Annotated in this window: 12 protein-coding genes; 8 read left to right on the forward strand and 4 right to left on the reverse strand. The window is 47.7% G+C overall.

Features of this window, described 5'->3' with window-relative positions; translation table 11 throughout:
- Positions 1–134: 134 nt before the first annotated feature.
- Positions 135–599, forward strand: coding sequence for an Lrp/AsnC family transcriptional regulator (locus tag FHW36_RS09615; protein WP_145666238.1), 465 nt, complete (start codon positions 135–137; stop codon positions 597–599).
- Here FHW36_RS09615 and FHW36_RS09620 read toward each other — a convergent pair whose 3' ends face one another.
- Entirely contained in the window at positions 600–2573 is a 1974-nt protein-coding gene (locus FHW36_RS09620) for a tetratricopeptide repeat-containing sensor histidine kinase (protein WP_186452370.1), read from the reverse strand.
- Positions 2574–2872: 299 nt separating this feature from the next.
- Here FHW36_RS09620 and FHW36_RS09625 point away from each other — a divergent pair, with 299 nt between their 5' ends.
- The 7 genes from FHW36_RS09625 (at position 2873) to FHW36_RS09655 (ending at position 11752) form a co-directional block, all read left to right on the forward strand.
- Entirely contained in the window at positions 2873–3151 is a 279-nt protein-coding gene (locus FHW36_RS09625; RefSeq protein ID WP_145666242.1) for a SelT/SelW/SelH family protein, read from the forward strand.
- 50 nt (positions 3152–3201) lie between these two features.
- Positions 3202–4389 carry a BamA/TamA family outer membrane protein gene (locus FHW36_RS09630; protein ID WP_145666245.1) on the forward strand — a complete coding sequence of 396 codons (1188 nt, stop codon included), beginning with the start codon at positions 3202–3204 and terminating at the stop codon, positions 4387–4389.
- 73 nt (positions 4390–4462) lie between these two features.
- Positions 4463–5461, forward strand: a complete 999-nt coding sequence (locus tag FHW36_RS09635; RefSeq protein ID WP_186452371.1) for an outer membrane beta-barrel protein — start codon at positions 4463–4465, stop codon at positions 5459–5461.
- 170 nt (positions 5462–5631) lie between these two features.
- Positions 5632–5991 (forward strand): hypothetical protein, encoded by a 360-nt coding sequence (locus FHW36_RS09640; RefSeq protein WP_145666251.1) that lies wholly within the window; start codon positions 5632–5634, stop codon positions 5989–5991.
- Positions 5992–6038: 47 nt separating this feature from the next.
- The gene (locus FHW36_RS09645) at positions 6039–7436 is read left to right on the forward strand and encodes a TolC family protein (RefSeq protein WP_145666254.1); all 1398 of its coding nucleotides are present in this window, start codon (positions 6039–6041) and stop codon (positions 7434–7436) included.
- A 10-nt stretch (positions 7437–7446) separates the two neighbouring features.
- Positions 7447–10653 (forward strand): efflux RND transporter permease subunit, encoded by a 3207-nt coding sequence (locus tag FHW36_RS09650; RefSeq protein WP_145666257.1) that lies wholly within the window; start codon positions 7447–7449, stop codon positions 10651–10653.
- Positions 10654–10657: 4 nt separating this feature from the next.
- Complete coding sequence (locus FHW36_RS09655; protein ID WP_145666261.1) at positions 10658–11752, forward strand: efflux RND transporter periplasmic adaptor subunit; 1095 nt, start codon at positions 10658–10660, stop codon at positions 11750–11752.
- Between the two features lie 388 nt (positions 11753–12140).
- Here the strand turns inward: FHW36_RS09655 and FHW36_RS09660 are convergent, their stop codons facing one another.
- The 3 genes from FHW36_RS09660 to FHW36_RS09670 form a co-directional block, all read right to left on the reverse strand.
- Positions 12141–12788, reverse strand: a complete 648-nt coding sequence (locus tag FHW36_RS09660) for a MarC family protein (protein WP_222429036.1) — start codon at positions 12786–12788, stop codon at positions 12141–12143.
- Positions 12789–12846: 58 nt separating this feature from the next.
- Positions 12847–13461: a trimeric intracellular cation channel family protein gene (locus FHW36_RS09665; RefSeq protein ID WP_145666264.1), complete on the reverse strand. Its 615-nt coding sequence runs from the start codon at positions 13459–13461 to the stop codon at positions 12847–12849.
- A gap of 69 nt (positions 13462–13530) precedes the next feature.
- Complete coding sequence (locus FHW36_RS09670) at positions 13531–13788, reverse strand: hypothetical protein (RefSeq protein ID WP_145666267.1); 258 nt, start codon at positions 13786–13788, stop codon at positions 13531–13533.
- Positions 13789–14010: the final 222 nt, after the last annotated feature.

A 14010-nucleotide genomic window follows, 5' to 3' on the forward strand; every position in this document is an offset into this window, starting at 1 on the left:
AGTAAGCCAGTGTAACTTAATTAAACTATAGTATATGATATAACAGAAAATATATACTATTTTTGGCCTATGGATAGATTTAAATAACCGTCCTGGTGCCTTCCGGTACCGTCTTACAGAAAAAAATAACTGCCATGGACACACTGGATAAAACGGACCGGCGCATATTACAGTTACTGCAACAGGATGCCCGGTTAAATACTAAGGAAATTGCTCATCGTATAGGACTATCTGTTACACCTACTTATGAGCGGCTGAAAAAAATAGAGAAGAGCGGGGTGATTAAAAGTTACGTTACCCTGCTGGAAGGAGATAAAGTGGGTAAAACACTGATGGCTTTCTGTAATGTATCCTTGCAGCTGCATTCACAACCATTGATTAAGAAGTTTGAAGCGGCCATCGCGGGTATGACGGAAGTGATGGAATGCTATCATGTGGCCGGTACTTATGACTATCTGCTGAAGGTAGTGGTAGATGATATGCGGCGTTACCAGCATTTCCTGACTAATAAACTGGCGGCGATTGAAAATATAGGGCAGGTACATAGTTCATTTGTGATGACTGAAATCAAGCATACCACCGCCATTGAGCTGTTGTGATTACCTTCTCAATACTTTTACGCCGGTAACCGGGTGGTCCTGTACCACTACCGTATAGCCACGGGCGTTAGTATCCTGGTCTTCCGAAACCGGGATCGTAAAACTGAAGCTGCTACCGGTGCCGGGCATACTGTTAAACCAGATCCGTCCATGGTTGCGCTCCACAAAATCCTTGGAGAGGTGTAATCCAAGGCCACATCCCTTTTCATTCTGTGTACCGGTGGTAGAGTAGTAGATGTTGGAAAAGATGCGGTGCTGGCTTTCTACGGGGATACCGGTACCGTTATCCCTAACAGTGATCTCTGCAAATTCGCCATCCTGCCGCGCGGTAATAACGACTTCGCCGCCACTGGGCGTAAATTTAATAGCGTTGTTGATCAGGTTGCGCAATACCAGTTTGATCATATCCGGATCGGCATATACCATGATGCATTCGTGCAGTTCCTGCGATAATCTTACTTCTTTTTGTCTGGCGAGGGTTTGCAGCAATTCAAATTCCCGGCTGAGCAAAAGGGTTACATCGAAGTCATCGGCCTTTACACCGATGCCCTTCATTTGGTTGCTGGCCCATTGCAACATATTGTCCATCATATAGGCCGTATTTTTTACATCTCTCCAGAGTTCATCGGTATACATCCGGAACTGTCCGGCATCAATCTTTTCATCTTTCAGCAGGAATAACAGTCCTTCCAGGATGGCCAACGGCGAGCGCAGGTCGTGGGAGATCACAGAAAATATTTTATCCTTCACCTGGTTCAGGTTTTCCAGGGTGCTGTTCTGCTCCAGGATAATACGGTTTTGCATGGATACTTCCCGGTTCTTGTTATTCAGCTCCAGGTAAAGTTCCTGTTGGCGTTTATACAGGCGGTATACCATCACGGTAATCAATAGCAGGGCGAGAAAGAGGGCCGCGGCAGATAGCACCAATACCCGTTGCTGTTGTATCGTGGCCAGGTGCATGTGTTGTTCTTTCTTCAGTATAATATTTTCCCGTTGCTTCTTCTCCGACTCATACTTCTCTTGCGAACGGGAAATCTGTCGTCCTTTTTCGGCATTAAAGAAGTCGATATTACGGGTACTGAACTCCTTGTAACTCCGGAGCGCCGCAGCATAGTCTTTCCGGGCAGAGTCCAGCTCATAGCGGATCTTGTAATAGATCATCTCGTTTTTTACATTGCCCAGCTGCTGATTCAGGGCCTGGGCTTTGTCAAGGTTTTTATCGGCTTCCTTCAGGTCGCCCAGCATGGTTTGTACTTCCGCTAGGTTGAGACTCGCTTTCACTACACCCGGGAGGTTGTTTGCTTCCCGGTAATAGGCTTCCGACAGCAAATGGTAGTGTAAGGCCTTGTCGTAACGCGACTGTAACATAGAAACGATACCCATATTTTCATAGGTAAAGGCCAGGCCACGTTGGTCATGCAGGGCTATTTTAATTTGTTCTGCCTTTTCGAGGTAGTACATGGCAGAATCATACAGTTGGAGGGTGATGTAGACAGATCCGATATTGTTCAGTGTTTTCCCGATTTCAGATTTTTCCCGGTGCTTTTCCTTGATCTCCATCGACTTTTTAAGATAGGCGAGGGCATCCCGGGGGCTGTTTAGCTCGATGAAAATATTCCCTACATCGTTGTTCAGGACTCCCAGGGTGTAGGAGTCGTTGTCCTGTTCGGCCAGTTTTAACGCGTTGAGGGTCAGCTGCATTTGATGATCCAGGTTACCCCGGGTATTTTCAACCAGGGCCTGGTTACGCAGCGCCCATATTTTTCCTTTTGTAAAATGGAGGCTGTCGCTCAATTGCAAGGCTGATGCTGCATATTGCTCTGCCATGGCGGCATTTTGTGTGAAATAATTCCTGGCCAGCTGATTGAGCAAGTTTATTTTAATAGTATCGTTCTTGGGATGCAGGCGTAGGGCTGTTTGCAGACTATCGTTAATACTTTGCTGAGCTGTAACCGCAGGCGACAGCAAGAACATGAAAAGGGGGATTAAAGCACATTTTTTCAAAGGACTGGCCGGCAGCATAATATATAAATGTTGGCAGTGACTAGGGTGGAGCGATTCGGGGCGGTCCACAATTAATATAGGTTAAAATTAAAGATAATGTGCCACGATTCAAAGGAAGTTGATATAAAATATTCATGTGACAGACAGGTATTTCGTGTTATTATGCCTATAAACCAAATAGGATTGTATCTTTCGCTGAATTTTCACTGCCGCCGGAGCACATTGATTTTGTCATGCGGCCATTGCACAAATATTAAAGCAGACAATATATGAAACCTGTTATTACGATAGAATATTGCCCTAAATGCGGCTGGCTGCTGAGAGCAGCTTACCTGGCCCAGGAGCTGCTCACCACTTTTACCGACGACCTGGGTGGGGTTACCCTGCGTCCCAGCGAAATTGGAGGCTCCTATATCATTTTCCTGGGCGAGGAAAAAATATTTGACCGCAAAGACGCCGGTCATTTCCCGGAAATCAAACACCTGAAACAACTGGTCAGGGACCGGGTAAACCCGGAGAAAAGTTTGGGACATTCTGACCGGCCCTGATCATAAACGGAAAACGTGGCTGTAAATGTAAATCCTTACATTTGCAGCCTATGCGTAAAAACCTCCATATCTCGGCTTTACTAGTATTATCAGCGACCGGCGCCATGGCACAACAGGACAGCGTTTCAAAGAAAACCTCCTCCCAACAGCAAGGACTATACGATAGTGTTGGCATGCGCAAACGTAGTTTTTTTCCATTACCGGTATTAGGATATTCCCAGGAAAAAGGACTGGAAATAGGGGCGGCTATGTTGTACTCTTTTTATACCGACAACAAGAACCCTGATCATACTACCCGCAACTCCACGCTCAACCTGATTCCCGCTATCACCACGGAAAAGCAGTTTAAAATAGACCTGAAGGCCAATATCTGGACACGCGCCAATACCTGGCATTTTAAAGGAAACCTCCGTTACCAGAACTACCCGCTGTATTTCTTCGGTATAGGAGACACAACACGTCATGATACCAGATCTCTCGTAGATAATATCCGCTATAAAGTACAGCTGGAAGGCGAACGCCGGGTATCCGGCCATTTTTATGCCGGTGCATCCATACTTTATCAGCACGATACTTACAGCAGCAGCGACAATAAAGGGATTTATAACACCATGCCCCTGGTCGACAAAGACGGAGGCTATGTGACCTTCCTCGGGCTCACCGGGATCTTCGATAACCGCGACAAAGAAAACTATACCCGTCACGGTTGGTGGCTCAAGCTGAATGTGGCGTATGCACCCTCATTCCTCAGTAAGCATCCGCTGTTTAAACTGGAAGCGCAGGGATCACATTTTGTTCCCATCTCTCCCAAAAGTACCATCGGCTTCAATGGCCTCTTCCAGAGCTTACAGGGAAAACAACTACCTTTTTACCTGCTGCCTGAAATGGGTAATGACAATATTATGCGTGGTTACTATACCGGCAGGTACCGTGACCAGAATTACCTGGCTGGACAAGCTGAGTACCGGTACCTCATCGATCCGAAAATGCGTATCCATATCTGGTTCGTAGATATTAAGCCGAAATTTGCACTGGCCGCCTTCGCTGGAACAGGCAGTGTATTTTCCAATCACGATTTTAGCCTGGCTGGCTTCAAACCCAGTTACGGAGCAGGTATCCGCTACTTCTATGATGAAAATTCCCGTCTTACTATTCGTATAGACTATGCCGTAGGAGAAAAACATACAGGCGAAGCCAGGCAGAAAGGGCTGTACCTGTCACTGGCAGAAGCATTTTAATTAATTGGTTTTGGTGATATTTATTTGGTAATAATTAATTAACTTCCAATAGAATAACACCAAAACTATGTTTATGAAAACGCTATTCCAATTCGGGACAGTCGTGTTGTTAACCGCTGTAACCCTCGTAACCCAAGCCCAGGACAATTCCTCCGCCCATTCCAAATGGTATCTCAAAGCAACCGGTGGCTATTTTTTTAGCGTATCACCCGGACAGTTTCCGAATGTAGGGCCTTATCCGCCGCAGGATTTGCATACGCAGTTTAATCCCGGCAGTCCCAACGCCAATCATATGGACACGCTGAGCCGCAGGGTGCTCACTGGTTCCTATGGAGAAGGCTTCAGGGGAGGCTTGTCGGTAGGGTATAATATCAACAAATACCTGGCGGTAGAAGCCTCCTTCAACTATTATCACAGCCGGAAAAACCTGATGACCCGCCAATCTACCACGCTGGTAGGCGGCAATACAGAATTGGGACATGTGGAATCGCACGGCTATGTCAACGCAGTGGATTTTGCGCCCAGCCTGGTGGTTAGCCCGGGATACGAAAAGGTAAATCCCTATGTGCGCTTTGGATTTGTGGTACCACTATGGGGTCGTCTGTATATAGAAACAGACGCCAACCAAACAACTGCGGTATCGCCCACCACGCAGGCACTGACGACGATCAGTCGCAAAGAAGAAATAAAACCCAATGTGACCCTTGGTTTCCAGGGAGCACTGGGCGTTTCTTTTAAAGTAGGGCCTCGCTTTGATGTTTTTGTAGAAACGGAATACAGAAATGTACCGGTAAAAAGTAAGGAGAAAGAAATTACGCAATATAACGAAACTACGAAGTTGGTCGCCGACGGGAAGGTCGTAGCGGAGACTTTCCGTAGCCTCGACCAGCTGAGTTATGCCGAAAAACATACCATCTACCAGACTACCCTGGATCAGAACTCCAACACCCCCATTAACCAGCAGGGTACGAAAGTAATTTATAAAGATGATAGCAAGGCATCTAACGACCTGAAATCGTATATCAATATCGGTGGCCTGGGTGCTAACGTAGGGGTGAAGTTCAGGCTGTAAAGCTGCTTAATGAAATGTATAACAGAACAGCCACGGAAATATTTCCGTGGCTGTTCTGTTATACATAGTATCTTACCCCGGCACCTTAAAATTTGGTTAAAATACCAGGTACAACGATACTAGTCAGCCTGGTATTAAATAACTTAGTGCAGCAGAAAGAAGTATACCACATGAAATTATTCCGCCAATTATTCTTTGTATGGATAGCGATAATGTTCCTGCCCCATGTGCAGGTACACAGCGAAATCCTGCAAAGGAATGCGCTTGATAATATTCGTGTGGCTAACCACGGCATAGTGGTAGTACAACGGGTAGAAGCACCCCGGATAAGGGCTACCATCACCCGGTTTAAACGCAGACCCGTTGGCATCAACGACAGCTACGGACATGAAAAAGTTTGTCCTCCTTTATTATCTGCCCTTGCTCCCCGTTTTATTTACGTTGACAAAACCCAGCGTGGATATTATTTCAACCCTTACCTCAGCGTACCCATACCACTAAGAAGCTGGAGAGGCCCGCCAACAGCCTGATCACCACATTCTATTCCTTTTTTATTTCATTCTTTTTTCGTCGATTTATGAACGCACATATGATCGCGAAGAAGTTGTGTGGGTGGTTGCTATGTTTTTTTCCTTTCACATCTTCGTTCGCACAATCTGCAGCGGATAGCTTTTCGCTGCACCGCGCCATCGCGCTTACCCTGGAGCACTACCCGGCACTGAAAGCCAAGGCAGCCCAGGTAAAAGCGGGGCAGGCCAACCTGACAGATATTAAGCATAATTGGTACCCGGACATAAAACTGCATGAACAGCTGGACGCGGGTACAGATAACAGTATTTACGGCTCTTATTTTACATTGGGAATGATACCCTCCACCTCCGGAGGTATCCGGGCTGAAAACAACAGCACCCTGATGAGTGGCAATATTGCGATGACAGCCATGCAGTGGGAGGTATACAACTTCGGCGCCTATGGCAGCCAGCAACGGGAAGCCGCACAGGCATTGAAAGTACAGCAATCCGATCTCAATAATACGGCCAACCAGCTGACCGTGCTGGTCATACAAAATTATCTCGAACTGTTACGGCTACACGCTTTACAGAAAATAGCATCGGATAATATTCAACGGAATGCCGAAGTATTACGAGCGGTAGCCGCTATCGTATTACATGGTTTGAAGCCGGGCGTGGACAGCGCCGTGGCGGCGGCGGAGTTATCCAAAGCGCGGCTCAACCTCCTTGATATCAACAACAGCTACAACCAGGTACGCATTCAGCTATCTACCTTCACCGGGCTGGATACCGCACAGATCAAACCGGATGAGGTGAACAATGAACGCCTGCCCGTATTGCTCGGACTCGTGCCTCCGGATAGTATCAGCGCACATCCTTTGCTGACATACTACCAGGCCATTTACGGACAGCAACGGGCTGCTACCGACGTGATTCGCAAAGCAAGATTGCCTAAAGTTAACCTGATGGCAGCCGGATGGATGCGCGGCTCCAGCGGATCGTTCAATGACGTATACGATAAAAATCTCTGGAGTGGACTGGGATACAGCAGGTACAACTATTTACTGGGGTTGGGAATTACCTATAACCTCACCGACCTGAAACGTACCCACGAAAAGGTGGCGGTACAGGATTATAAGGCGGAAGCAGCGCGGGAACAATTGGAAACTACCCGCACTACGCTCACTGGCCTCCTGCAACAGGCGGAAGCAGATATCGCCGCTTCAGGCGATAAGCTGAAAGAACTGCCGGTGCAACTGGCCGCCGCCCAGGCCGCAGCCAGGCAAAAAATGGTGCTGTATAAAGGGGGACTTACCAATATTATTGACGTAACCACCGCTTTATTTGTACTTAACCGCGCGGAAACAGACCTGGTACAAACCCGCGCCGCCGCCTGGAGAGCGCTGTTTCGCGCCGCCTATGCCGGCAACACGATTTCACAACTTTTACCTGATCTGAACTAAACTACCAACTATGTCATTTGTTGCTTCGGCACTGAAAAAGCCAATAGCCGTGGTGGTAATCACCGGGGGACTACTGCTTTTCTCTGTGCTGTCTATATTCAATATACCCATCGACATTTTTCCAAAGCTCAATCTGCCTACCATCTATGTAATTGAGCCCTATGGGGGAATGTCGCCTCAGCAGATGGAAGGTTTTTTTGCCACGCGGCTACAGGACCAGTTCCTTTATGTGAATGGGGTTAAGACGATTACCACTAAAAACATACAGGGCTTAACGTTATTAAAACTCACCTTTTATGAAAACACCGATATGGCGGAAGCCTCTGCCCAGGTGGCCTTACAGGTGAATCGTGTAATGACCTTTTTCCCGCCGGGTGCATTGCCTCCACAGGTAATGCGTTTTGACGCATCTTCATTACCGGTAGGAGAGCTGGTATTCAGTAGCCCCTCACGTTCATTAAAAGAAATCTATGACCTGGCGGCTACCCGTATCCGGCCTATGTTTGCCGCAGTGTCGGGATTGTCGGCGCCACCACCTTTTGGCGCTAACTCCCGCTCTGTGATTATCAACGTAGATCCGCAGAAGCTCCGCAGCTTCAACCTCAGCGCCGACGAGGTAGTGGAAGCCGTGGCAAAAAATAACGTGATGACTCCCTCCGGCAATATCCGTATAAACAACACCATGTTTGTGACCACTGTGAACTCGCTGGAAAAACAGGTGACCAATTTCGAAGACATTCCCATTGCCACCAATGGCAACAACAACGTGTTTGTACGCGATGTGGCGCGGGTAGCCGATGGAATGGATGTAACCGTAGACTATGCCCTGGTGAACGGTAAGCGCTCCGTATACCTGCCGGTAGTAAAAACCGCTGATGCATCTACCTGGGATGTAGTAAAAGGATTGAAAGCGAAGATCCCGGAAATGCAAAGCCTGTTGCCCGATGATGTAAAGGTGTCTTACGAATTTGACCAATCTGTGTTTGTGATCAATGCCGTAAAAAGCCTTATCTCCGAAGGAATACTGGGAGCGTTGTTGACGGGACTCATGGTATTATTGTTTTTAAGAGATCTCCGTAGCTGCCTGGTGGTAGTGGTAACTATTCCGGTGGCGGTATTATGTGCTGTGATGGGACTTAAGCTGGCAGGCCAAACCATCAATATTATGACGCTGAGTGGATTAGCACTGGCCATCGGTATTTTGGTCGACCAGGCAACGGTAACGATTGAAAATATTCACCAGCACCTGGAAATGGGTAAGCCAAAGAAGCAGGCGATCTACGAAGCCTGTGAGGAGATTGCCTTTCCGTTGCTGCTGATCTTATTGTGTATCCTGGCGGTGTTTGCGCCTTCCTTTATTATGACGGGCGTGCCCAGGGGCATGTTCCTGCCTTTGTCATTGTCTATCGGCTTTGCCATGGTGGCCTCTTATTTCGCTGCCCAAACATTGGTGCCGGTGATATCCAACTGGTGGCTGAAAGCAGAAAAATACCAGCACGCACATGCGGGACTGGCACTGGATGCAGCGGAAGTGGAAGAAATAAAAAGCCATTTAGAGCATGAACAAGCGCACCCGGAGCAAGCCACCAACTTCGAGAAATTCAAGCTGAAGTTTATGGGCATTCTGGAGAAGGGAATGAACAGATCGCGGCTTATTGTTACGATCTATGTCATTGGGGCGTTGGTACTGGCAAGTGGCTGCTATGTGTGGATAGGAAAAGACCTGATGCCGCATATCAATACTGGTCAGTTTCAGCTGCGTTTACGCATGCCGGATGGTACCCGCCTGGAACGCACAGAGGAAGGGCTACACGAGGTGTTGCATATTGTTGACAGTACGGTAAATGGGCATGTGGCCATCAGCTCGGCCTATGTGGGATTGGTACCAAGCAGCTTCGGCGCCAGCAATCTCTATGTGTTCAACAGCGGTACCCACGAAGCGGTATTGCAGGTAAACCTGGATGAAGATTATAAGGTAGATATAGACCGGCTGAAAGACCAGCTGAGGGCCAATATCACGGCCAAAATACCGGAGATACGTCTGTCTTTCGAACCTATAGATCTCACCGAAAAAATTATGAGCCAGGGCGCCGCTACGCCTATTGAAGTGAGGGTGGCAGGTAAAGACATACAACAGATTGCGGGGTATGCCGAACAGCTGGTGAGCCGGCTGAAAACCGTACCATTCCTGCGGGATGTACAGATCGCACAACCGTTGCACTTCCCGGTGATCAGTATTAATATCGATCGCTTCAAACTGGCGCAGATGGGATTGAATATTTACCAGGTAGCCCGTTCGGTGACCGCATCCACTTCTTCCAGCCGTTTTTCTGAAAAGAATCAATGGCTCGATGAAAAGGTGGCGTATACCTACCAAGTACAGGTACAGATACCCGAGTATAATATGACGGCGATCAACGACCTGAAAGAAATACCGCTGGTGAAAGGCCAGGCCAGGCCGGTGCTGGCGGATGTGGCCACTTTTACCACCAAAGAAATGCCGGGAGAATATGACCGTTCAGGCCCTCGTAGGTTCGTTACCGTTAGTGCCAACGTTTCCGGGAAAGACCTGGGTGCTGCCACGGCAGCGGTACAAAAGGCTATTAACCAGGCGGGCCCTCTTCCCAAAGGTGTGGTTACAGAGCTGAAAGGCTCATCCAGCCTGCTGGTAGAAACATTGAACAGCCTGCAGAATGGGTTGATGATTGCCATTGTGGTGATTTTCCTGCTGCTGGCAGCCAACTACCAGTCGTTCAAATTATCGTTGGTGGTACTGGTTACCATCCCTGCAGTAATTGCGGGTGCGTTGATCGCGTTGCTGCTCACCGGCGCTACGCTCAACCTGCAATCTTATATGGGAATGATCATGTCTACTGGGGTGTCGGTGGCCAATGCCATTTTGATCGTGACCAACGCAGAAAAGCTGCGGCTCGATTACCAGGATGCCCGGAAAGCCGCGGTGGTAAGTGCCGGGGTAAGACTACGGCCCATCCTGATGACCAGCCTGGCTATGATAGCCGGTATGATTCCCATGGCCAGTGGGCTGGGAGAGGCCGGTGATCAAACGGCCCCCCTGGGGCGCGCGGTGATAGGTGGCCTGATAGCCTCTACGCTGGCGGCACTCCTGATATTGCCACAGGCCTATGCGCTGATACAGCGTAAAGCCAGCTATGCATCTCCTTCGTTAATGCCCTCTGAGTCCAATGATATAAAATAAAAGAATGATGAAGCACTATAAATATTATTTGTCAGCATTAAGTGTCATTACCGGTTTGGCGGCCTGCAATTCTGCTGCCATGACGGATAAAAAAGCAACTACTCATAACAGTGAACGCCAATTTACACTGGCAAGGGTGGTACAACGCCCGCTGGAAGGAAGTATCCGCCTTCCCGGGGCTTTGGCAGCCTTTCAGAAGGTAAGTATCTACCCAAGGATCAATGGTTTTGTAAAAAATATTGCGGTAGACCGCGGTAGTAAAGTAAGGAAAGGCCAGGTGCTACTGGTACTGGAAGCGCCGGAGGTAGAACAACAGTACTATGCCGCTAAGTCCAAATACCTGCAAGCCGCGGCTATGTTCGCTTCCAGCAAAGATAACTACGAGCGTACGCTGGCGGTGAGTAGTGAGCCCGGTACTATCTCGGCACACGACCTGGAGCTGGCCAAAGCCCGCATGTTGGCCGATAGCGCGCTAATGAACAGCGAACAAGCCAACTTTCGCGCCCAGGAAGTTAATAAAAGCTATCTCACCGTAACAGCACCATTCGATGGTGTGATTACAGAGCGCAATATTCATCCGGGTGCGCTGGTAGGGCCGGATACCAAGGTAGATGACAAGCCCATGCTGATGCTGGAGCAGGAAGATAAGCTGAGGCTGGTATTGCAGGTGCCTGAAATGTACAGCGCACAATTGGCACAGCAGTCGCAAATAGATTTTGATGTGGACGCTATCCCCGGGAAGCATTTCCAGGGCGCTATCTCCCGCCAGGCGGGTACGTTGAACGATAAATACCGTTCGGAAGCGGTGGAAATTGACGTGCAGAATGCCAGCCACTTGCTGAAGGCAGGTATGTACGCAGAAGTCCTTTTGTCCTTACAGGGCTCTGCACAGGCTATGCTGGTACCTTCCAGCGCAGTGGTGATGTCGACCGAGCGAAAGTATGTGGTGGCGGTAAAAGATCATTATACCAGGTGGGTAGATGTGGAAGAAGGCAACCATCACAACGATTCTACTGAAGTGTTTGGCCACCTGGAGGCAAACGACCAGGTAATTATTAATGCTACGGATGAGATCAAGGACGGGGTACGTGTACCTTAGCACCTTGAGGTGATGAATACAAAAAAAATGACCGTCCCGATGATTCGGGACGGTTTTTCTGCTAACTGTTCCGTCTATATTGATTTTTTATGTTCTTATTAAAAAAAGAGAACAAATAACATCCACCTAGTAATCAATAACGGATTTACCTGTTGTTCAACTAAAAAAAGAATGTTAAAGCAGGCAATAGCGTGCCGTCACGCATTTGCGTGCCATGGGGCTCCCAGCGGGAAAAGATAAACTTGGATTTTGCCTCATGCTGTTGGGCAACCATAGCGTTCAACGCAGGATGATGGCCGTCTGTGGTGTCTTACCTACCTAAATACGCTTCTGTTTCGTTGTTTAGATTAATAACACGAAAGGATTTGAAATTGTTGAAGAAAATATACTAAAAGTTGAAAAGTTCGCGGAGGCCCAGGGCCAGCATCTGAACACCGATTACTGCGAGGATGAGTCCCATCATTTTGGTGATCACCATCATTACGTTGGTCCCGATTACTTTTACAATCCGCTCACCGGCAATAAAGAGGAGATAGGTGATGTAACATATAAACGCATAAATGGCTATTACAATGGCCAGGTGGGTGAGGTCTTTTGCCGCAGAATAACTCATAGAGGTGGTGATCGCGCCAGGTCCTGCCAGCAGTGGCATGGCCAGGGGAGTAATAGCGATGCTGATACCCTGGTCAGCTTTTACAGGCTGTGCGCCGAGTTGTGCATTTTCCGGTTTGCTTTCCTTATCACCCCGCACCATTTCATACCCGATTACAAATACCAGGATACCACCTGTAACGCGCAATGCTGCCAGTGTAATACCGAATACATGGAATATCAGTTTACCCGCCACACTAAAAACTAAGATAATACAAAACGCCACTAACACCGACTTGGTAGCTATATTGCGCTTGGCTTTCTTATCCATATGAGACGTGAGCTCCATGAAAACGGGGATGGCCGAAATAGGGTTCACAATCGCCAGCAATCCCATGAACACTGTGGTAGCAAACGCAATGTAGTTATCAAATAAAGTCATCATGTCAGCAATATAATAAAATTTATTTACCGGCACACATCCATTTGGCTATTGTGGGAAGCTAAGCCCGCATGCGGGGTAACTGCCAGTTGTGGCGCAGGCTGACCAGGCGTATGCTTACTATAACGCTAACGGCTATACTCTGTACAATATCTCCCGGGATACCGGTATAGTGGCCTGCTACCAGGTAGAGGATCCCCCCGGCCAGCGAAGCTGCTGCATAGATTTCCCGCGTGAAAAGTATAGGCTGTTCGCCGCAGATAACATCGCGTAATAAGCCGCCAAAAGTACCCGTTATCACGCCCAGGGCTACGCACACCGGCATAGGTAAGCCAGCCGCCAACCCTTTGTTGATACCGGTAATGGTGAACATTCCAAGTCCGATAGCATCAAATGTGCTGAGTAAACGCGTCAACTTTTTAACATAGGAGAAGAATACAGCGGCTATCAGTGCAGCTACAATAATGGCCGTATTGCTAAGCTCATCGGTCATCCAGGCTACCGGCGTAGCGCCAATGAGTAAATCGCGTATGGTTCCGCCTCCAATGGCTGTAATAAATGCCAGCGCCAGTAGTCCTATAACATCGTAAGATTTATTAATGGCGGCTGTTGCTCCTGAAACAGCAAATGCAAATGTACCGAGTAGTTCCAGTACCTGAATAAAGGTGAGCTGCATTCTCCTTATCTGATTTGCGGTCGAAGATAAGGATACTTTGCCTACAGGAACATTTTTTTTAATACGTTATCAATAGTCGTACGCCGACTCCCCGCGTAAGGTACGCTCAATCTGGTTGCGGAGATCGTGACTGAATCCCACCACTTCAATTTTAGGATGATGATCAAGGTAGATAAGAAAACGTCCGGCTTCTTTGGTTACGAGGTCGTAAATATCTTCCAGCAATGCACTCAACAATTTTCGCGTGGTTTCTGCAATCTGGGCGAGTGAACTATCTTCAAAATGCCGGTATTCACGGTTTTTATAAGATAAGGCAATCTGTATCATAACTGATGGTTTTTCCAGGATTAGTTATACTGATTAGTATTATCTAATCAGTTGGTTTTCATTATTTAATTATTAAATCTGGGTATAAAAATAGAAAAAAAGAAATTGTTTTATTCCAACTAAAGGGGGATTTTTATCCACAAAAAAGAAAAAAGATGAAATAAACAATATCTTTCCAAGTTAACCACCCGCCACTACAACAATACCATTCCCACATTGTTC

It is taken from the genome of Chitinophaga polysaccharea, assembly GCF_007829335.1.
Classification (GTDB): Bacteria; Bacteroidota; Bacteroidia; order Chitinophagales; family Chitinophagaceae; genus Chitinophaga; species Chitinophaga polysaccharea_B.

What these genes read in the sequence shown, in the direction of transcription:
- FHW36_RS09615 (WP_145666238.1), top strand. Translation starts at nt 135, where the DNA reads ATGGACACACTGGATAAAACGGACCGGCGCATATTACAGTTACTGCAA.
- FHW36_RS09620 (WP_186452370.1), bottom strand. Translation starts at nt 2,573, where the DNA reads ATGTTCTTGCTGTCGCCTGCGGTTACAGCTCAGCAAAGTATTAACGAT.
- FHW36_RS09625 (WP_145666242.1), top strand. Translation starts at nt 2,873, where the DNA reads ATGAAACCTGTTATTACGATAGAATATTGCCCTAAATGCGGCTGGCTG.
- FHW36_RS09630 (WP_145666245.1), top strand. Translation starts at nt 3,202, where the DNA reads ATGCGTAAAAACCTCCATATCTCGGCTTTACTAGTATTATCAGCGACC.
- FHW36_RS09635 (WP_186452371.1), top strand. Translation starts at nt 4,463, where the DNA reads ATGAAAACGCTATTCCAATTCGGGACAGTCGTGTTGTTAACCGCTGTA.
- FHW36_RS09640 (WP_145666251.1), top strand. Translation starts at nt 5,632, where the DNA reads ATGAAATTATTCCGCCAATTATTCTTTGTATGGATAGCGATAATGTTC.
- FHW36_RS09645 (WP_145666254.1), top strand. Translation starts at nt 6,039, where the DNA reads ATGAACGCACATATGATCGCGAAGAAGTTGTGTGGGTGGTTGCTATGT.
- FHW36_RS09650 (WP_145666257.1), top strand. Translation starts at nt 7,447, where the DNA reads ATGTCATTTGTTGCTTCGGCACTGAAAAAGCCAATAGCCGTGGTGGTA.
- FHW36_RS09655 (WP_145666261.1), top strand. Translation starts at nt 10,658, where the DNA reads ATGATGAAGCACTATAAATATTATTTGTCAGCATTAAGTGTCATTACC.
- FHW36_RS09660 (WP_222429036.1), bottom strand. Translation starts at nt 12,788, where the DNA reads ATGATGACTTTATTTGATAACTACATTGCGTTTGCTACCACAGTGTTC.
- FHW36_RS09665 (WP_145666264.1), bottom strand. Translation starts at nt 13,461, where the DNA reads ATGCAGCTCACCTTTATTCAGGTACTGGAACTACTCGGTACATTTGCA.
- FHW36_RS09670 (WP_145666267.1), bottom strand. Translation starts at nt 13,788, where the DNA reads ATGATACAGATTGCCTTATCTTATAAAAACCGTGAATACCGGCATTTT.